The following is a 20,363-nucleotide window of genomic DNA, read 5'->3' as shown; positions in this document are numbered from 1 at the left end:
AATACGCGAAGTCAAGATATTCCAAGAGTTTGTAGGCAAGATGGTTTCTCTCTTGCACTAGTCTGAATGTACACAACTATTGTGATTTTGCACTGTCTGGTTGATTCTGTCAATTCTGTTAGGCTACTGGTATGTGTGAAAACTTTTTCCTAAATATTTGGTAGTAAGGAAAATAAGATGTAATTTTGCACCCGCAATTAGTGGCACAATGCCACTGTGAAATGTTTAATATTTAAATTTTAAAATCAAAAACATGATTATTGTACCAGTAAAAGATGGCGAGAACATCGAAAGAGCTCTCAAGAAGTTCAAGAGAAAATTCGAAAAGACAGGTGTTGTAAAAGAGCTCCGTGCTCGTCAGCAGTACAACAAGCCTTCTGTTTTGAAGCGTCTCAAGATGGAACACGCTATCTACGTACAGAAGTTGCGTGCAAACGAGGAATAAAACTCGTTAAAAATTTGGTAGTTTGAATTTAATTCTGTAAATTCGTACCGACACATATAAGATGTGAGGGACGTTTTGATGATGATAGAAAAATTTTTGGACTACTTGAAGTGTGAACAGAATCGTTCGCCACTGACAGTGAAAAGCTACGCAGATGATCTTTATGGTTTTGAAGCGTATTTCAAAAATTTGGAAGGTCGACTCTCTTGGGAGCGAATAGATTCCGATGTCATTCGAGGATGGATGGAGAGTATGATGGATAAAGGAAACAATGCCGTCTCTATCAATAGGAGGCTGAGTGCGTTGCGTTCCTTTTATCGTTTCGCCCTCTCTCATAAATTAGTAGAAAAGGATCCTGCTTATAATGTAAAAGGTCCGAAGAAGAGTAAACCTCTTCCGCAATTTTTGAGAGATTCGGAAATGGACAGGCTTCTCGATGACTCTTCTGTTTGGGAGGAAAGTTTTGAGAGCCAGCGGGCAAGATGCATGATCATGATGTTCTACATGACGGGTGTGCGTTTGGTGGAGTTGGTGAACTTGGAAAATAAGGACATTGACTTCGTGAACAGACAGATTAAAGTGACGGGTAAGAGGAATAAACATCGTATCATTCCTTTTGGTGATGAACTTTGTAATGTTCTTTTGGATCATATGAAGCTGCGCGATGCAACTGTTGAATGTAAGTCGGAGTGTTTGTTCTTATCTAGTCATGGAGATAAAATGACACATCCTCAGGTGCGAAATGAGGTGAAAAAGTATCTTTCGATGGTTTGTACATTGAAAAAGCGAACACCTCATGTACTCCGCCATACTTTTGCCACGTCGATGTTGAATCACGAGGCCGGTTTGGAAAGTGTAAAAAAACTGCTTGGACATGAGAGTCTTTCGACAACGGAAGTATATACTCATACGACGTTTGAACAGTTGAAGCACGTATATTCTAAAGCCCACCCTAGGGCGTAACCTTTAAAAATGGAGGGAACTATGGAAATTAAGATTCAGTCGATTCATTTTGACGCTACCGAGAAATTACAGGCGTTTATCGAAAAGAAAGTCGCCAAGTTGGAAAAAACTTACGAGGATATTCAGAAAGTAGAGGTGCAATTAAAAGTCGCAAAGCCGGCAACGGCCTTGAACAAGGAAGTCAGTCTAGAAGTAATGGTGCCGGGAAACACGCTCTTTGCAGAGAAAACGTGTGATTCATTTGAAGAAGCTGTTGATTTAGTGGTGGACTCAATGAAGGTGCAATTGACGAAGTTCAAAGAAAAAATGCGCAATTATTAAAAAAAACACATAAAAGTTTTGGCGATTTAGAAATAAGTCGTATCTTTGCAGCCGTTTTACAACACGTCCTAAATTAAGTCGCTGAGCGGCTGCAAGGATTTGCCTCTTTAGCTCAGTTGGCCAGAGCACGTGATTTGTAATCTCGGGGTCGTTGGTTCGAATCCGACAAGAGGCTCAAGGAATGAAACCTTTAGGTTGAGTGCCGAGAGTTGTTGAAACAAAAAAATAAGGGTAGTTACCAGAGTGGCCAAATGGGGCAGACTGTAAATCTGCTGTCTTTCGACTTCGGTGGTTCGAATCCATCACTACCCACTTCAGTTGAAGTTTTGCGGAAATAGCTCAGTTGATAGAGCACTAGCCTTCCAAGCTGGGGGTCGCGGGTTTGAGCCCCGTTTTCCGCTCTAAACCAATGCTGTAATAGCTCAGTGGTAGAGCACTTCCTTGGTAAGGAAGAGGTCCTGAGTTCAACTCTCAGTTACAGCTCTGCTTCGAACTATTTTTTTAGACGAAGAAAAACAATACTTTAATTGAACATTTATTAATAATATAAACAATTAAGCTATGGCTAAAGAGACATTCCAGCGTACCAAGCCGCATGTTAACATTGGTACTATTGGTCACGTAGACCACGGTAAGACGACTTTGACTGCTGCCATTTCTAAGACTCTTCACGATAAGGGTTTCGGTGGTGAGGAAGCTAAGTCTTTTGATCAGATTGATAACGCTCCTGAGGAAAAAGAGCGTGGTATTACCATCAACTCTTCACACATCGAATACGAAACAGCAAATCGTCACTATGCACACGTAGACTGTCCGGGTCACGCAGACTATGTGAAGAACATGGTTACTGGTGCTGCTCAGATGGACGGTGCTATCTTGGTAGTTGCTGCTACTGATGGTCCTATGCCTCAGACTCGTGAGCACGTGCTTTTGGCTCGTCAGGTAAACGTACCTCGCTTGGTAGTGTTCTTGAATAAGTGCGATATGGTTGACGATGAGGAAATGCTTGAGCTCGTTGAAATGGAAGTTCAGGAAATCCTTTCTCAATACGAATACGAAGAAGATACTCCTATCGTCCGTGGTTCTGCACTTGGTGCTTTGAACGGTGTTGAAAAGTGGGTTGACAGCGTAGTTAAATTGATGGATACTGTTGACGAATGGATTGCTGAGCCAGAGCGTGATTTGGATAAGCCTTTCTTGATGCCTATCGAGGACGTATTCTCAATCACAGGTCGTGGTACTGTAGTTACAGGTCGTATCGAAACTGGTAAGGTTAAGGTAAGTGACGAAGTACAGTTGCTCGGTCTTGGTGAAGACAAGAAGTCTGTTGTAACAGGCGTTGAAATGTTCCGCAAGCTCCTTGATGAGGGTGAAGCTGGTGATAACGTTGGTCTGTTGCTCCGCGGTATTGATAAGGCAGAAGTTAAGCGTGGTATGGTAGTTGTTCATCCGGGCGCTATTACTCCTCACGATCACTTCAAGGCTTCTATCTACGTATTGAAGAAAGAAGAAGGTGGACGTCATACTCCATTCGGAAACAAATATCGTCCTCAGTTCTACCTCCGTACCATGGACTGTACCGGTGAAATTACTTTGCCAGAAGGTGTAGAAATGGTAATGCCCGGTGATAACGTAGAGATCGAGGTTAAGTTGATTTACCCTGTAGCATTGAACAAGGGTCTTCGTTTCGCTATCCGCGAAGGTGGACGTACTGTAGGTTCAGGTCAGATCACTGATATTCTCTAATAAAGAATACTATCTTATTAAGATAATATAGGAAGTTCCCGCAACTTCGGTTACGGGAACTTTATCTACGGGTTTAGCTCAGTTGGTAGAGCACTGGTCTCCAAAACCAGGTGTCGAGAGTTCGAGTCTTTCAACCCGTGCAAATTAAAGATAATATGAATAAGATAGTGAATTACTGCAAAGCTTGCTATGATGAGCTTGTGCATAAAACTACATGGCCAACACGTGCCGAATTGACCCATAGTGCAATGGTTGTATTATCTGCTTCCCTAGTCATTGCAATTGTGGTGTTCGCTATGGACAGCGTGTTTAAGTTTGTGATGGGAGTCATCTATCCAAATTAATTATTCAAGGAAAATGTCTGAAACAGGAATGAACTGGTATGTACTACGTGCCGTGAGTGGAAAAGAGGCTAAGTTGAAAGAATACATCGAGGCCGAAATGAAGCATAACGAGTTGTTGAGTACGCATGTATCCCAGATTCTTTTGCCTCTGGAGAAGCATGCTTCCTTGCGTAATGGTAAAAGGGTAGTCAAGGAGAAGATTTCTCTCCCTGGCTATGTTTTCGTTGAAGCTAAGTTGGTTGGTGATGTTGCGCATACATTGCGCTTCATGCCTAATTGCTTAGGATTCCTCGGAGGTTTGGATAATCCTTCTCCCGTGCCACAATCTGACATCAATCGTATGCTTGGTACTGCTGAAGAAACGGAAATAGAGGATATGGTAAATATCCCTTATTCTGTGGATGAAACAGTGAAAGTTACGGATGGTCCGTTCAGTGGCTTTAGTGGTGTGATTGAAGAAGTCAATGCCGAAAAGCGCAAACTGAAGGTGATGGTCAAGATTTTCGGACGTAAGACTCCGTTAGAGCTCGGTTTTATGCAAGTAGAAAAAGAAGGCTAATTATTGTTACGAATACGCGTCTTCTTTTATAAATTCAAAAATTAAATATTAACAAAGAAATGGCTAAAGAAGTTGCTGGATTAATCAAATTACAGATTAAGGGTGGCGCTGCAAATCCCTCACCACCAGTAGGACCTGCATTGGGTTCTAAGGGTATCAATATTATGGGATTCTGCAAAGAATTCAACGCCCGTACCCAGGATAAGGCAGGAAAGATTCTTCCTGTTGTTATTACTTACTATGCCGACAAGTCATTCAGCTTCGTTATTAAGACACCTCCTGCTGCTGTGCAGTTGAAGGAGTTGGCTAAAGTAAAGAGCGGTTCAGCTCAACCTAACCGTCAGAAGGTAGCTTCTGTCACATGGGAGCAGGTAAAGGCAATCGCAGAAGATAAGATGAACGATCTTAACTGCTTTACTATAGAGTCTGCTATGAAGCTTGTTGCCGGAACAGCTAGAAGTATGGGTATCACTGTAAAAGGGGACTTCCCTGGTAAATAATTTATAACTTCAATTAAGAAAATGAGTAAACTGACAAAAAATCAGAAATCAGTAGCTGAGAAGGTTGAAGCAGGGAAGGCATATACTTTGAAAGAAGCCGCAGAATTGGTAAAGGAAATTACTACTACCAAATTTGAGGCATCTGTAGATGTTGATGTGCGCTTAGGTGTAGACCCTCGTAAAGCTAACCAAATGGTACGTGGCGTTGTCACATTGCCTAATGGAACTGGTAAGGTTACACGTGTACTCTGTCTTTGTACTCCTGATCAGGAGGCTGCTGCTAAAGAAGCTGGAGCTGACTATGTAGGTCTTGATGACTATATTGAGAAGATTAAGGGTGGTTGGACTGATATTGACGTAATTATTACGATGCCTTCTTGTATGGGTAAGGTAGGTCCTTTAGGACGCGTATTGGGTCCTCGTGGTTTGATGCCTAACCCAAAGAGTGGTACTGTAACTATGGACGTTGCTAAGGCTGTTAAGGATGTCAAGTCAGGTAAGATAGACTTTAAGGTTGATAAGTCTGGTATCATCCATACATCAATCGGTAAGGTTGGCATGACTGCAGAGCAAATTTATGGTAATGCAAAAGAATTTATCTCAACCGTTATCAAATTGAAACCTGCTGCTGCCAAAGGTACATATCTGAAGAGTATCTTTATTTCTAGCACAATGAGTAAGGGTATCAAGATTGATCCTAAATCAGTTGAATAACTCTAAAAGTTTTGTAAAATGAAGAAAGAAGTAAAAGATACCATTGTTGTAGAACTTGGAGAGAAGTTGAAGGAGTATCCTCATTTCTATCTCGTTGATTTGGCGGGATTGAATGCGGAAGCTACCAGCAACCTTCGTCGCAAGTGCTTCAAGAACGAAATCAAGATGGTGATGGTGAAGAATAAGCTTCTTCACAAAGCTTTCGAGGCTTCCGATATTGATTTCGAAGCTATGTACGGTACACTGAAAGGTACTACAGCTGTGATGTTTACGCACACCGCTAATGTACCTGCTAAGTTGCTGAAAGAGTATGCTAAAGAGGGTATTCCCTCTTTGAAGGCTGCTTATGCTGAGGAAAGCATCTTTGTAGGTGCTGACAAGCTAGAGCAGTTGGTGGCTATCAAGAGCAAGAACGAAGTCATCGCGGATATTGTTGCTTTGCTACAGTCTCCCGCAAAGAACGTTGTTTCAGCTCTTCAGTCAGGCGCAAACACTATACATGGTGTGCTCAAGACTTTAGGCGAGCGTCCTGAATAATCAATCATAAGGTCAAGCAAATAAATATTAATAACAAGAATAATTAAAATTTTAGAATAAAATGGCAGACGTAAAAGCTATTGCAGAAGAATTAGTAAATCTTACTGTTAAGGAAGTTAATGAGTTGGCAACAGTCCTGAAGGACGAGTATGGTATTGAACCTGCTGCTGCAGCTGTTGCTGTAGCTGCTGGACCAGCTGCTGGTGGCGCTGCTGCAGCTGCTGAGGAGAAGAGCTCATTCGACGTTGTTCTCACAGAGGTAGGTGCTACTAAGCTCCAAGTTGTTAAGGCTGTGAAGGAAGCTTGTGGTCTTGGTTTGAAGGAAGCTAAGGATCTTGTAGACGCAGTTCCTGCTACTGTAAAGGAAAGCGTTTCTAAGGACGAGGCTGAGAACCTGAAGAAGGCTATCGAGGAAGCTGGTGCTAAGGTAGAGTTGAAGTAATCCAGTTTACAACAAGGTTATAATACGGTTAGGATCTTCCAAGTAGGTGGGTCCTAACCTTTTTGTGTCTTTATCATCTAATTTGCCTTGTAAGTTAAATTTCTTGGCTTTATAAGGTCGGTTAATAAATATTTTATGACAAAAGTAGTAGATAACAGAGTCAATTTTGCCAGCGTGCATAATCCGCTTCCATATCCGGATTTTCTCGATGTGCAGCTGAAGTCTTTTAAGGACTTCTTACAGCTAGATACTCCGCCTGAGGAACGTAAGAATGACGGTTTGTATAGAGTGTTCGCAGAGAACTTCCCTATTACCGATACTAGAAACAATTTCGTTCTTGAGTTCTTGGATTACTATATTGACCCGCCCCGTTATAGTGTAGATGAGTGTTTGGAGCGTGGGTTAACTTATAGTGTACCTTTGAAGGCTAAGATGAAGCTGTATTGTACTGATCCTGATCATGAGGATTTCGGTACATTTATCCAAGATGTGTTCTTGGGTACAATTCCTTATATGACTTCTAATGGTACTTTTGTCATCAACGGTGCGGAACGTGTTGTTGTTTCACAGTTGCATCGTTCACCCGGTGTATTCTTTGGTCAGGGTGTACATGCTAATGGTACCGTATTGTACAGTGCTCGTATCATTCCGTTTAAGGGTTCTTGGATTGAGTTTGCTACAGACATTAACAATGTGATGTATGCTTACATTGATCGTAAGAAGAAATTGCCTGTAACGACATTGCTTCGTGCTATGGGATTTGAGAAGGATAAGGATGTCCTCCAGATCTTCGATTTGGCTGAAGAAGTAAAGGTTAACAAGAAAAATATGAAGGCGGCTTTAGGTCGTCGTCTTGCTGCACGTGTACTTAAGAGTTGGAACGAGGACTTCGTAGACGAAGATACGGGTGAAGTTGTATCTATTGAGCGCAATGAGGTTATCATGGAGCGTGAGACCGAGTTGACCGAAGACAATATCGATGAAATCTTGGAGAGCGGCACGGCTTCTGTGCTATTACATAAGGATGCGGAAGCAGCTAATAAGTATTCTATCATCTTCAATACACTGGCAAAAGATCCCAGTAACTCTGAAAAAGAGGCTGTGAATTACATCTATCGCCAGTTGCGTAATGCAGATCCTGCTGATGATGCTAGTGCACGTGAAGTATTCCAGAACCTATTTTTCTCTGATAAGCGTTATGATTTGGGAGAGGTAGGCCGCTACCGTATTAATAAAAAATTAGGTCTTGAGACTGATTCTGATGTCCGTGTATTGACAAAAGATGATATCATCGAGATTATCAAATATTTGATTCAACTGGTAAATTCCAATGCTACCGTAGACGATATTGACCACTTGAGCAATCGTCGAGTACGTACTGTTGGTGAACAGTTGAGTAATCAATTCGCTGTTGGATTGGCTCGTATGAGCCGCACGATTCGCGAGCGTATGAATGTTCGTGACAATGAGGTGTTTACTCCGACAGACCTTATCAATGCAAAAACCATTTCGAGCGTTATCAACTCGTTCTTTGGAACTAATCCATTGAGCCAGTTCATGGACCAGACCAACCCATTGGCAGAGGTCACACATAAGCGTCGTCTCTCGGCTCTTGGTCCTGGTGGTTTGTCTCGTGAACGTGCCGGATTTGAAGTTCGTGACGTTCACTATACTCACTATGGTCGTCTTTGCCCGATTGAAAGCCCAGAAGGACCTAACATTGGTCTGATTTCTTCTCTTTGTGTCTATGCAAAAATTAATGATCTAGGTTTCATAGTTACACCTTATCGCCGTGTTAGAGATGCTAAGGTAGACATGGATAATAAAGATGTTGTTTATTTGACAGCTGAAGAAGAAGAGGATAAGATTATTGGTCAGGGAAATGCTCCGTTGACTACGGAAGGACAATTTATCAGAGATACCGTTAAGTGCCGTCAGGATGCTGATTACCCAGTGGTAGCTCCTAATGAAGTAGACTTGGTGGACGTAGCTCCTCAACAGATTGCCTCTGTTTCGGCTTCGTTGATTCCTTTCTTGGAGCATGATGACGGACACCGTGCTTTGATGGGATGTAACATGATGAGACAGGCTGTGCCATTGCTTCATAATGATGCACCGATCGTAGGTACCGGCTTGGAAAAACAGGTGTGTGAAGATTCACGTACCATGATAACAGCCGAAGGTGATGGTGTCATTGACTATGTTGATGCAACAACTATCCGAATCCTATATGATCGTACTGAAGAGGAAGAGTATGTAAGCTTTGAGCCTGCATTGAAGGAATATCGTATTCCTAAGTTCCGTCGTACGAACCAAAATATGACCATAGACCTCCGTCCTATTTGTAATAAGGGACAGCGCGTGAAAGCTGGAGATATTCTCACCGAAGGTTATGCTACCGAAAATGGAGAGTTGGCATTAGGTCGTAACCTCCTTGTGGCTTATATTCCTTGGAAGGGTTATAACTATGAGGATGCTGTTGTTATCTCTGAACGTATGGTTCGCGATGACGTGTTGACTTCTGTACACGTAGACGAATATTCTTTGGATGTTCGTGAGACTAAACGTGGTATGGAAGAATTTACAAGCGATATTCCTAATATTAGTGAGGAAGCTACCAAAGATTTGGATGATAACGGTGTAGTACGTGTTGGTGCACGTATTGAACCGGGTGATATCCTGATTGGTAAGATTTCACCTAAGGGTGAGAGCGACCCTTCTCCTGAAGAGAAGTTGCTCCGTGCCATCTTTGGTGATAAGGCCGGTGATGTGAAAGATTCTTCATTAAAGGCCAATCCATCTTTGAGTGGTGTTGTCATTGATAAGAAGTTGTTCTCTCGTGCTGTGAAAACTCGTGAGTCTAAGAAACAGGATAAGGTTTTGATGGCAAAACTTGATGAAGAGTATGAGGCAAAGAATAATGACCTGAAGGAAATCTTGGTTGACAAGCTGATGACTCTGACAGAGAATCATGTTTCTCAAGGTGTCAAGGACTATACTGGTGCAGAAATCATCACTAAGGGCAGTAAATTTACTGTTGCTACATTGATGAACCTTGAATATGATGGTATTCAGAGTAATGGCTGGACTGATGATGAGCATGCTAATGGCATGATTCAGAAGTTGATTATGAACTACATCCGCAAGTATAAGTTGATGGATGCAGAACTGAAACGTAAGAAGTTTGCTATCTCTATTGGTGATGAGTTACCTTCTGGTATCCTTCAGATGGCGAAAGTCTATATTGCCAAGAAGCGTAAGATTCAGGTAGGTGATAAACTTGCTGGTCGCCACGGTAATAAGGGTATCGTATCAAAGGTGGTTCGCATGGAAGATATGCCATTCTTGGAAGATGGACGTCCTGTAGACTTGGTATTGAACCCAATGGGTGTGCCTTCTCGTATGAACCTTGGACAGATTTTTGAAGCTATCCTTGGTGCTGCCGGTCGTAAATTGGGTGTGAAGTTTGCAACGCCTATCTTTGATGGTGCTAAACTTGAAGATTTGTCTGAATGGACAGATAAAGCCGGTTTGCCTCGCTTGTGTTCTACATATTTATATGATGGTGAGACTGGTGAACAGTTCGACCAGCCCGCAACGGTAGGTATCACTTACTTCTTGAAGTTGGGTCACATGGTTGAAGACAAGATGCACGCTCGTTCAATCGGTCCGTACTCTTTGATTACACAGCAGCCACTTGGTGGTAAAGCACAGTTTGGTGGACAGCGTTTCGGAGAGATGGAAGTTTGGGCTCTTGAGGCCTTTGGAGCTAGCCACGTATTACAGGAAGTTTTGACTATCAAGTCTGATGATACTGTCGGTCGTAGCAAAGCTTATGAGGCAATCGTTAAGGGCGACCCCATGCCTACACCGGGTATTCCGGAGTCACTCAACGTATTGCTACACGAGCTGCGTGGTCTAGGATTAAGCATCAAGCTCGACTAATCTGAGTGAGAATTGAGAACTGGGAACGATGAGTTCCAATCATCTTCCCTTGTTCTCCGTTTCAAATTCACAATTAAGACAAAAGTAAATATGGCTTTTAAGAAAGATTCAAAAGTTAAGAATAATTTCACGAAGATAACCATCGGTTTGGCTTCTCCAGAGGAGATTCTGGAAAACTCGTATGGTGAGGTGACCAAGCCCGAAACCATCAACTATCGTACCTATAAACCAGAGCGTGATGGCTTGTTCTGCGAGCGTATCTTTGGTCCTACCCGCGATTATGAATGTGCCTGTGGTAAGTATAAGCGTATCCGTTATAAGGGTATTGTCTGCGACCGATGTGGTGTAGAAGTTACAGAGAAGAAGGTTCGTCGTGAGCGTAGTGGACATATCGAACTTGTAGTCCCTGTTGCTCATATTTGGTATTTCCGTTCTCTTCCTAATAAGATTGGGTATTTGTTAGGCATGCCTACCAAGAAACTCGATACCGTTATTTATTATGAGAAGTATATCGTTATCAAGCCGGGGGCCATGGAAGGCCGTACTGATGCTGATGGTAACGAAGTCAACGGTTCTCACAAGATGGATCTTCTCTCAGAGGAAGAGTATTTGGATATCTTAGATAATCAGATAGATTCCAATAATGAGTATCTTGATGATAGCGATCCTAATAAGTTCATCGCTAAGATGGGTGCAGAGGCTGTTTACGACCTGCTGGGTGATCTAGACCTCGATAGCCTCTCTTATGAACTTCGTGACCGTGCTAACAACGATTCAAGTCAGCAGCGTAAGACTGAAGCATTGAAGCGCCTACAGGTTGTAGAGGCATTCCGTGCATCAAAGGATGTGAATCATCCTGAATGGATGATCATGAAGATTATCCCTGTCATTCCGCCAGAACTTCGTCCGTTGGTTCCTTTGGATGGTGGCCGCTTTGCTACCTCCGATCTCAACGATCTTTATCGTCGTGTTATCATTCGTAACAATCGTTTGAAGAGATTGATGGAGATTAAAGCTCCTGAAGTAATTCTTCGCAACGAGAAACGTATGTTGCAAGAGGCTGTCGATAGTTTGTTCGACAACTCTCGTAAGGCTTCTGCCGTTAAGAGCGAAAGCAATCGTCCATTGAAGTCGCTTTCTGATTCATTGAAGGGTAAACAAGGACGTTTCCGTCAAAACCTTCTCGGTAAGCGTGTAGACTATTCTGCCCGTTCGGTAATCGTTGTTGGTCCTGAGTTGAAGATGGGTGAGTGCGGTCTTCCCAAGTTGATGGCTGCTGAGCTATACAAACCGTTCATTATCCGTAAGCTCATAGAGCGCGGTATCGTGAAGACGGTTAAGAGTGCTAAGAAGATTGTCGACCGCCGTGAGCCGGTTATCTGGGATATTCTTGAGAATGTGATGAAGGGACATCCTGTGATGTTGAACCGTGCCCCAACACTTCACCGTCTCGGTATTCAGGCATTCCAGCCTAAACTGATTGAAGGTAAGGCTATTCAGTTGCATCCATTGGCATGTACGGCGTTCAATGCCGACTTCGATGGTGACCAAATGGCTGTTCACCTCCCATTGAGCAACGAGGCTATTCTCGAAACTCAGGTGTTGATGTTACAAAGCCATAACATTTTGAATCCAGCCAATGGAGCTCCTATCACCGTACCTTCTCAGGACATGGTGCTTGGTTTGTATTATATTACCAAGTTGCGTCCGGGCGCTAAGGGCGAAGGTCTTACATTCTACGGACCGGAAGAAGCACTTGTTGCTTATAACGAAAAGAAGTGCGATCTTCATGCTCCTGTAAAGGTCGTTGTTAAGGATTTGGTCAATGGTCAGTTGGAGCCTCGTATGGTAGAGACTTCTGTCGGACGTGTGGTTGTCAACCAGATTATTCCCGAAGAGATTGGCTATTTCAATGATATTATTTCTAAGAAGACCTTGCGTGGTATCATTGCCGATGTAATCAAGGCTGTGGGTATGGCTCGTGCATGCGAGTTCCTCGATGGTATCAAAAACCTCGGTTACCATATGTCTTATGTAGCAGGTCTTTCGTTCAACCTTGATGATATCATCATTCCGGAAGAGAAGAAAGCTATTGTTGCTCGTGGTCAGAGCGAAGTCGACCAAATCAAGACCAACTATGAAATGGGTTTTATCACCGATACCGAGCGTTACAATCAGGTAATCGATGCATGGACTCATGTAAACAACGACTTGGGCAACATCTTGATGAAGGAGATGACCGAAGCCGATCAAGGTTTCAATGCTGTATTCATGATGTTGGATTCAGGAGCCCGTGGTTCTAAGGATCAGATTAAGCAGCTTTCAGGTATGCGTGGTTTGATGGCTAAGCCTCAAAAGGCTGGTGCTGAGGGCGCACAGATTATTGAAAACCCAATTCTGTCTAACTTCAAGGAAGGTATGTCGGTGTTGGAGTACTTCATTTCTTCTCACGGTGCTCGTAAGGGTTTGGCCGATACTGCTATGAAGACGGCCGATGCCGGATACTTGACACGTCGTTTGGTTGACGTCTCTCACGATGTTATCATCTCTGAGGAAGACTGTGGAACCTTGCGCGGACTTGTTTGTACTGCATTGAAGAATGGTGATGAGGTCATCTCTACCTTGTATGAGCGCATTTTGGGTCGTGTATCTGTTCACGATATTCTTGAACCTACTACCGGTGAGCTGATTGTTCATGCCGGTGAGGAAATCACAGAAGATAAGGCACAGGCAATTGAGAACTCTCCTATTGAGAGTGTTGAGATTCGCTCGGTGCTCACTTGTGAGAGCAAACATGGTGTTTGTATGAAGTGTTACGGTCGTAACTTAGCTACCGCACGCATGGTTCAACTTGGTGAGGCTGTCGGTGTCATTGCTGCACAGGCTATTGGTGAACCGGGTACACAGCTTACTCTTCGTACGTTCCACGCCGGTGGTGTGGCTGGTAATGCTGCAGCTAATGCTAGTATTGTAGCTAAGAACAATAGTAAACTTGAGTTCGATGAGCTTCGTACAGTACCGTTCGTAGAAGAAAGCGATAGCGATGTGAAGTGTCAGATGGTAGTAAGTCGTTTGGCCGAAGTCCGTTTCGTAGATCCTAATACAAATATCGTACTTGGTACATTGAACGTTCCTTACGGTTCTATATTGTACAATAAGACCGGTGATACGGTGAAGAAGGGCGACGTTGTTGCTAAATGGGACCCGTTCAACGCTGTTATCGTTTCCGAATATGCTGGTACATTGAAGTTCAACGATGTTGTTGAAGGAAGAACTTACCACGCAGAAACCGACGAAACAACTGGACTTACCGAGAAGATTATCACCGATTCTAAGGATAAGACGATGGTGCCTACCTGCGATATTTTGAATAGCAAGGGCGAGGTGCTTGGTACATACAACTTACCTGTAGGTGGTCACGTCGTTGTAGAAGACGGCCAAGCTATCAAGACTGGTGAGACGCTGGTGAAGATTCCTCGTGCCGTTGGTGGTGCCGGTGACATTACCGGTGGTCTTCCTCGTGTTACTGAGTTGTTTGAAGCTCGTAATCCTTCTAATCCTGCTGTGGTTTCAGAAATTGACGGTGAGGTGACGATGGGGAAGGTGAAGCGTGGTAACCGTGAGATTATTGTTACATCGAAGACCGGTGATCAGAAGAAGTATCTAGTGTCTCTGTCTAAGCAGATCTTGGTACAGGAACATGATGCCGTACGTGCCGGAACACCGCTTTCTGATGGTGTTATCACACCAAGTGACATCTTGGCTATCAAGGGTCCAACCGCTGTTCAAGAATATATCGTCAATGAAGTACAAGACGTTTACCGTCTGCAAGGTGTGAAGATTAACGATAAGCACTTCGAGATTATCGTTCGTCAGATGATGCGTAAGGTTCATATTGATGATCCGGGCGATACTACATTCCTTGAGCAGGAGATGGTAGATAAGCTCGACTTCGCAGAAGAGAACGATCGTATCTGGGGTAAGAAAGTTGTTGTCGATGCCGGAGACTCTGAAACGCTCAAGCCGGGTCAAATAGTTTCAGCTCGTAAGTTGCGCGATGAGAACTCGTCTTTGAAGCGCCGCGACTTGAAACTTGTACAGGTCCGCGATGCCGTTGCTGCCACATCTACTCAGATGCTTCAAGGTATTACTCGCGCAGCATTGGCTACCAAGAGCTTCATGAGTGCAGCATCGTTCCAAGAAACCACCAAGGTTCTCAACGAGTCTGCTATCCGTGGTCGTGTAGACCGTTTGGAAGGTATGAAGGAGAACGTTATCTGTGGTCACTTGATTCCTGCCGGTACCGGTTTGCGTCAGTGGGATAAGCTCATCGTTGGCTCTAAAGAGGAATTTGAACGCATGCAGGCTAACCGTCGCAATGTGCTCGATTTCGCAGAACAAGAAGCTTAAGTAAATATTAAACTCTATACAGAAAGGTCGTAGGTTCATAGCCTACGACCTTTTTTGTGCTTTAACTTTAACAATCACTTTTGTTTTATAAAACTTGAAATAAGCCATATGGATGGGAAAAGGTATAGAGGTAAAGAGTATTAGAGAGGGAGGTTGATGCTTTGTACACTTTAGCAGTTAATAATGAATATTATTACATGTTTCATAAAACTAATGATAATAATAGTGATAAAAGTAGTAATTTTGCACTGGATTAACTATTTGACAGTAAAAAGTTTTATTGCTGTCCGCTAAAAATGAATTGAAAGCCTGCACTCCCTTTATCTACCGGTGATACAAGCATTTTTACTCTATAGGGTGCTTGGATTGTAGTTACAAATAGAAAGCATCACAAGATTCCTTGTTTTGATTAGATAATGGTTTATATTTAAGTTTTAATATTCAATACTGTATTAAAGGAGATTTTTCTTACATCAATAGTTCGTTAAAATTTGAGATAATGGCTACGCAGCTTTCCTATGCCAGCCAAAGAGTTCTTTGATAGTATGACTAATAAACTTTCGGTTCGGTATGCTCCGACACCTGTCGAAAATTAATTTTGCAATGTATGTGCTCGCCATGAGCTCCTTGAAAGAAGCTATGGAATACGGTAGCCCGTTTTCCTTCATCATCACCTTTGCCACATACTGTGATGCAAATGATGCGTTGTAGGAGAAGTCCAGCTGATTCTTGTTCCTTGCCTGGCAATGCGCGAGTCCGGTATACTGCTTGGCATCACGGAAGCAAAACTCGATTTGGAATCTTGAGCGGTATGTGCGCAATACTTCTTCACCCGACATGGATGTCTTTGTGGAGAAGAAAAGCTTGTGCTTGCTGTTCGGCATCACCCAAATGACAAGACGCACTTTCTGCTTCAGTGTCTTTGAGTAGGCGATGAGTGTGTAGGCTGTGCCTTCAAGTCCTTCGATATGCATCTTCGCCATACGCGTGAGGTCGAGTTTCTTGTAATTGATTTTCCCGTCAAGTGTTTTGGGACGCCCGGGCTTATTGGAACGAGGTCCCGTGTACACATAATATAGGCTCGCCGTATCTCAGAAACGGCTGACAAGATGAAAGCCTTGCTCCTTGATTCCCTCCACAAACGGACGGATAGAGAAGAAAGCATCAGCGACAACAATATCGGTGACCTTCAACAATTCTTTCCTGTAGCGTTTGATGACGGCAATGTAATGCTACACAAGAGTCATGCTACGCAGTTCCAACTCTCCTGTAGAAGGGGTTTGATGGGCACGAAGCATCATGCAGTTGTTGGCGTAGACATCGACAAGGGCAAGTCCCATGATTTCAAGTCTGTGTTTCATGGAACCTGCACAGCCGGACCAGAAAGTACCAACATGCGGAGGCTTCTTGCCTGACTTACTGATGTAGTTCGGATCTATGGCTATAGCCAGCAGCCCGTCCATGTTCAGATAACGCCGGGAAAGGGAGAGGTTGAACTTAACCCAGTTGATGCACTTAGCCCGGCTGAGGTTGAAATTCTTTCTGTAGGTCTGCTCGCAATGGATGCCGTAACGCTCCATTTGAGTGAAAATTATCTTTCTTTGTATCGCCATGTACAATAAGAGTATTTCCAAGAGTAGATTCTCAAAAGTTTTGCCTAATTTTGCAGATAAGCCTTTGATGGCATCTCTGCAGATTTCTGTATACTGGTCGAGTGGTTCTGATGTCATTTGCTTTATGTTTTCGCTACTATAAAGTTACTGATAATCAGCCACTTGACCAAATTCTATTAGTTATATTAAGTTAATCAACTCTCTCATTTTCAAACTATTATATTGGAATTAACGAAGTATTGCTGAGTAGTTACGTAAATGAAACCCAATGGTTAAATTAGTATAAGAAACAATAAATATATGTTAGTTTGTTACAATATTTAGTAAATTTGCAAAAGCTATAAATAAACAAGAAATTTAATGAAAATTAAAAGAACATTGGCGTACATAGCACCCCAGATAACAATTATAGAACTAAAGCAGGGTGCTTTTATTTTAGCAGGTAGTCCTCCTGTGCGTCCTGGTGGCGATGGCAAAGAACCAAATAAAGGCAATGTTAATGTAGTGGATCCTTCTGAAGATGATGAAGACACTGATCCTTTTGGAGCTTATTACAATGGAATTCATTAGATTTTATTTCCATAGTCATTAGGTAAGTTCTATGCAACATTTAATTTAATGCAAAACAACATGAACATATTAAAAAAATACAGCTATTGTTACTTTGTTGGTGTGTTCGCATTGGTCACTTTTATGGTGGCTTCTTGCGCAGAAGACATTGTAGAGAATGATAGTAGTGGTAAAAGGACTGGCGCTTATGTGTCTTACAATGTTAGTGAGGCACAAGATAATACGCTCTCCCAAATTAATGAAACGGGCTTGCCCAAGACTCGTGCAGCCTATACTCAGGAGCTTTCCATGCAAGGTCTGCAGCCGGAGGATATTGTTGATCAAAAAATTGTTGGTCGCAGTAGCGACGGTAATGAAGCCTACTTTATAGAAACAACTGTGGCTGGTGTCAACCCTGTGAAGACTAACAACGATGAAAAAACCCGTGCCAATATCACGAGGCTGGAGGATTTAACAAACTTCAGTACCATTGGATACCGTGGTGTTACAGAGGCTACTATTAGCAACAGTCCTTGGTTTTATAGCGAAGACACTAAGCCCGACGGGCAGTTGGTAAAATGGATCCCATGGTCATGGGAACAACCGTATGGACGGTTCTATGCTGTGTCACCAAAAACAGAATCAAAAATACATCTGTCACCCGAGAGTTATGCTAAAACTCCATACGTTGATTTCGAGGTGGAGCCGTTGGTAAAAAACCAAAAGGATTTGATGACTGCATGTTCTGGCAACGTACGTTATGCTGTACGTAATGTAGCTCCACGCACAGATCTTGATTTTTATCATGCACTTACAGCCATACGTTTTAAGATTGGTAATAATCTTTCGTATGACAAAACTGTTGACAAGGTAGAAATCAGAAATGCCCTAAGCAAGGGACGCTATACCCTGTCAGATAAGTTGAATAACGAAGGTGCTGTATGGTCTGATTTGAGCACAAGGGCTACATTCACGCTTGGCGGGGATGGCACGGTAAATGTCAGCACCCAGGGAGACGTTGGCAATATCATCATGGGTAGAAATGGTGACAACTACACATTTTACATGATACCCCAAACTCTGACAGGTAACAGTATTATGCTTTATGTGCATTTTACGGATGGCTCATACATAGAGGCTCCGCTCAAAGGATCCTGGAAGCCTGGCACCACCAAGACCTATGCTCTTTCAGAAAGAAACTCGCATTGGGAATACACGTTTACCGTCACTTCTCCAGATTGGCTTGAAGCAAAACAAGATCTATCTACTGCCTACACGATTACAAGTTATCGTACTGATCCAAAAACAGGGGTTAAGCAGCCTGTGGAGTGGGAGATTGTAGGCTATGAGGAGAATGGCATAAGAAGAACCAAAGATTATGGACACACAGATGACCCCGGCTGGTATGGGGATGATAAGACGGAGAGACCTGATTGGCTTTCGAAGTTGAGTTTGGAAAGTGGTAAGGGAGGTACAGCTGCAGAGAAAGGGTATGCTACCTTGAGACACGACTATACCGACTGGAAAGCTGAATACGACAAGGTGCTTCAAGATGCAGCCCCCAAGGGAACAGCAGGGGCGCCGTATAACCTTTCAAATCGCAATGGGGGGCCTCAAGTAGAGAATACAGCCAACAGCTACTTGATTTCTGCACCGGGTTATTACAGGATACCACTGGTATACGGCAATGCCATTGTCAACGGCAAGAAAAATGAGCATGCTTATATAACTCAATTACAAGATGATGATATTAAGCCGCGAAAATATAATAGCCCTGAGCCAAAAAAGGAGTCAGCAGATGAAATTATTAATTATCGTATTTTGTGGACTTTTTTAGACCATAATAACCAGGAAATTACCGATCCGTGGATAACTAAGTCCAACTGGAAAAGCAACATTCCTGATGGGGCAAAGATAGTTTGGTCTGACCAAAAAGGCCTCGTTAGCGATGTCAAGCTTTCTGCTGACAAAGAATATGTAGAGTTTTACGTTTCGAAAGAAAATATTAAAAACGGCAATGCAGTTATCGCGGTTACCCAAAAAGGAACTGTAGTATGGTCGTGGCATTTGTGGTTTAATCATGCTGATGCGCTGAATACGTTAAAGAGTTCTGACGGTAAAGGTGGTCCAGTCTATAGCTTTACCAAACAGCAACTTGGCTTTGCTTACTTCAAATGGGAGGGAACACCATTCACCGATTGGCGTGGTGTAAAACTCACAGTGCGGCAAAAAACTGGCAATGGAGGTCAAAGAAAAACGGGAATCATTACCATTCAACAGAAAGCAGCGTTCGAGATTCTTGCTGGACCTACCAGATACCATTTTGGGCGTAAAGACGCCGCTCCGTATCAAGATAATGTTGAGGAAGGAACATTTATACTAGAAAAACATTATACAAAGTTAACATGGGACGTTTGGACCCAACATCCGGAAAGGTTTAAGAATCATTATTCGGATGCCAAGATCGAGAGGCAAGATGATAAATCTGTTTGGAAAGATAATGCTTGGACGATGGATAACTATAAAAATACTTTCAATCACAATCCTGTTGTTAAAACAGTTTACGATCCATGTCCGGTAGGTTTCTCTCTGGCACCGAGTGCGGCCTATGATTGTTTCATGGCTTTAGATCCCGCAGATAAAACCTCTTGGAGTTCGTATAATCCATGTAAATACCGTCGAGTCTTAACAAGAGGTCCGCGTTTGTATCTTGATTCGGATGAAAAGGATGAAAATGGTAAGATTAAGCAGTTCTGTATGCCATTGTTAGGTGAACAACAAAACTTCTATACTTGGGTAGCTGTTTCAAATGCGAGTCCGAAGCCCGAACGTCAGGTGTGTTTCGGACCAGATGGTTCAGGTGTTGATCTAAACCAAGTTCACAGCAAGTCTGCCTATTGGTTAGAGCATGATAGAAGGGTAATATATAGCCTTGTTCCTATTTGGCCAGTAGCACAAAGTAAAATAAAGTGAAACAATCTTTGCGAGCGCAACATGTTTGCGGATAGCTTATTAAAGACAGACTGCTCCCTATTGCAAGGAGCAGTCTGTCTTTCTCTATCTAAGTATGCAAGCAGACTCCTCGTGTAATCTTTTGATTATTAATCATTATAAATAGAAACACTACTGTCTACCAATATACAGAAAGGCACAATGATATTGTTGAGGAGTCGAACGCATAGACATTGTTCGATATGAAGAAGTCCTTGACGACTCCTCGTTTATCCCTTGCTATGGAAACCATCTTGTCTGCAAACTCTTGGAATATCTTGACT

The 20,363-nt window shown here is 42.8% G+C and carries 16 protein-coding genes and 5 tRNA genes; 19 read left to right on the top strand and 2 right to left on the bottom strand.

Annotated elements, in window-relative coordinates; translation table 11 throughout:
- Window positions 1-253 precede the first annotated feature (253 nt).
- From rpsU to rpoC, 17 genes are all read left to right on the top strand, one after another.
- On the top strand, window positions 254-445 hold the full coding sequence (rpsU, locus tag HMPREF3034_RS12035; protein ID WP_036896676.1) for a 30S ribosomal protein S21: 192 nt from the start codon (window positions 254-256) through the stop codon (window positions 443-445).
- A gap of 78 nt (window positions 446-523) precedes the next feature.
- Window positions 524-1,408, top strand: coding sequence for a tyrosine-type recombinase/integrase (locus HMPREF3034_RS12030; protein ID WP_062435819.1), 885 nt, complete (start codon window positions 524-526; stop codon window positions 1,406-1,408).
- Window positions 1,409-1,429: 21 nt separating this feature from the next.
- Window positions 1,430-1,729, top strand: a complete 300-nt coding sequence (gene hpf / locus HMPREF3034_RS12025) for a ribosome hibernation-promoting factor, HPF/YfiA family (protein WP_062435822.1) — start codon at window positions 1,430-1,432, stop codon at window positions 1,727-1,729.
- 101 nt (window positions 1,730-1,830) lie between these two features.
- Window positions 1,831-1,904, top strand: a tRNA-Thr gene (locus HMPREF3034_RS12020).
- A 54-nt stretch (window positions 1,905-1,958) separates the two neighbouring features.
- Window positions 1,959-2,041, top strand: a tRNA-Tyr gene (locus tag HMPREF3034_RS12015).
- A 16-nt stretch (window positions 2,042-2,057) separates the two neighbouring features.
- Window positions 2,058-2,130: transfer RNA gene (locus HMPREF3034_RS12010), tRNA-Gly, on the top strand.
- Window positions 2,131-2,140: 10 nt separating this feature from the next.
- Window positions 2,141-2,212: transfer RNA gene (locus HMPREF3034_RS12005), tRNA-Thr, on the top strand.
- A gap of 78 nt (window positions 2,213-2,290) precedes the next feature.
- Window positions 2,291-3,475, top strand: coding sequence for an elongation factor Tu (tuf, locus tag HMPREF3034_RS12000; RefSeq protein WP_036896674.1), 1,185 nt, complete (start codon window positions 2,291-2,293; stop codon window positions 3,473-3,475).
- A 67-nt stretch (window positions 3,476-3,542) separates the two neighbouring features.
- Window positions 3,543-3,615: transfer RNA gene (locus tag HMPREF3034_RS11995), tRNA-Trp, on the top strand.
- A 15-nt stretch (window positions 3,616-3,630) separates the two neighbouring features.
- Window positions 3,631-3,819: a preprotein translocase subunit SecE gene (secE, locus tag HMPREF3034_RS11990; protein WP_036896677.1), complete on the top strand. Its 189-nt coding sequence runs from the start codon at window positions 3,631-3,633 to the stop codon at window positions 3,817-3,819.
- Window positions 3,820-3,832: 13 nt separating this feature from the next.
- Window positions 3,833-4,378: a transcription termination/antitermination protein NusG gene (nusG, locus tag HMPREF3034_RS11985; protein ID WP_036896673.1), complete on the top strand. Its 546-nt coding sequence runs from the start codon at window positions 3,833-3,835 to the stop codon at window positions 4,376-4,378.
- Between the two features lie 59 nt (window positions 4,379-4,437).
- Complete coding sequence (gene rplK, locus HMPREF3034_RS11980) at window positions 4,438-4,878, top strand: 50S ribosomal protein L11 (protein ID WP_062435816.1); 441 nt, start codon at window positions 4,438-4,440, stop codon at window positions 4,876-4,878.
- Between the two features lie 21 nt (window positions 4,879-4,899).
- On the top strand, window positions 4,900-5,592 hold the full coding sequence (gene rplA / locus HMPREF3034_RS11975; RefSeq protein WP_062435812.1) for a 50S ribosomal protein L1: 693 nt from the start codon (window positions 4,900-4,902) through the stop codon (window positions 5,590-5,592).
- 18 nt (window positions 5,593-5,610) lie between these two features.
- Window positions 5,611-6,129, top strand: coding sequence for a 50S ribosomal protein L10 (gene rplJ, locus HMPREF3034_RS11970; RefSeq protein ID WP_036896670.1), 519 nt, complete (start codon window positions 5,611-5,613; stop codon window positions 6,127-6,129).
- A 61-nt stretch (window positions 6,130-6,190) separates the two neighbouring features.
- Window positions 6,191-6,571, top strand: coding sequence for a 50S ribosomal protein L7/L12 (rplL, locus tag HMPREF3034_RS11965; protein WP_062435809.1), 381 nt, complete (start codon window positions 6,191-6,193; stop codon window positions 6,569-6,571).
- Between the two features lie 135 nt (window positions 6,572-6,706).
- Window positions 6,707-10,516: a DNA-directed RNA polymerase subunit beta gene (gene rpoB, locus HMPREF3034_RS11960; RefSeq protein ID WP_062435807.1), complete on the top strand. Its 3,810-nt coding sequence runs from the start codon at window positions 6,707-6,709 to the stop codon at window positions 10,514-10,516.
- 90 nt (window positions 10,517-10,606) lie between these two features.
- The gene (gene rpoC, locus HMPREF3034_RS11955) at window positions 10,607-14,926 is read left to right on the top strand and encodes a DNA-directed RNA polymerase subunit beta' (protein ID WP_036896667.1); all 4,320 of its coding nucleotides are present in this window, start codon (window positions 10,607-10,609) and stop codon (window positions 14,924-14,926) included.
- Between the two features lie 503 nt (window positions 14,927-15,429).
- On the opposite strand, the gene HMPREF3034_RS13075 is transcribed toward rpoC, so the two are convergent.
- The gene (locus tag HMPREF3034_RS13075; protein ID WP_231725682.1) at window positions 15,430-15,996 is read right to left on the bottom strand and encodes a transposase; all 567 of its coding nucleotides are present in this window, start codon (window positions 15,994-15,996) and stop codon (window positions 15,430-15,432) included.
- Window positions 15,997-16,158: 162 nt separating this feature from the next.
- Window positions 16,159-16,656 (bottom strand): hypothetical protein, encoded by a 498-nt coding sequence (locus HMPREF3034_RS13070; protein WP_231725681.1) that lies wholly within the window; start codon window positions 16,654-16,656, stop codon window positions 16,159-16,161.
- Between the two features lie 243 nt (window positions 16,657-16,899).
- On the opposite strand from HMPREF3034_RS13070, the gene HMPREF3034_RS11945 reads away from it, so the two are divergent.
- Window positions 16,900-17,109: a hypothetical protein gene (locus HMPREF3034_RS11945; RefSeq protein ID WP_062435805.1), complete on the top strand. Its 210-nt coding sequence runs from the start codon at window positions 16,900-16,902 to the stop codon at window positions 17,107-17,109.
- 60 nt (window positions 17,110-17,169) lie between these two features.
- Window positions 17,170-20,061, top strand: a complete 2,892-nt coding sequence (locus tag HMPREF3034_RS11940; RefSeq protein WP_156431131.1) for a fimbrillin family protein — start codon at window positions 17,170-17,172, stop codon at window positions 20,059-20,061.
- Window positions 20,062-20,363 lie beyond the last annotated feature (302 nt).

This window comes from Prevotella sp. DNF00663, assembly GCF_001553265.1.
In the GTDB taxonomy this organism is placed as follows: domain Bacteria; phylum Bacteroidota; class Bacteroidia; order Bacteroidales; family Bacteroidaceae; genus Prevotella.
Note: the sequence above shows the minus strand (reverse complement) of the source record. Positions and strands in the feature narration are given on the sequence as shown.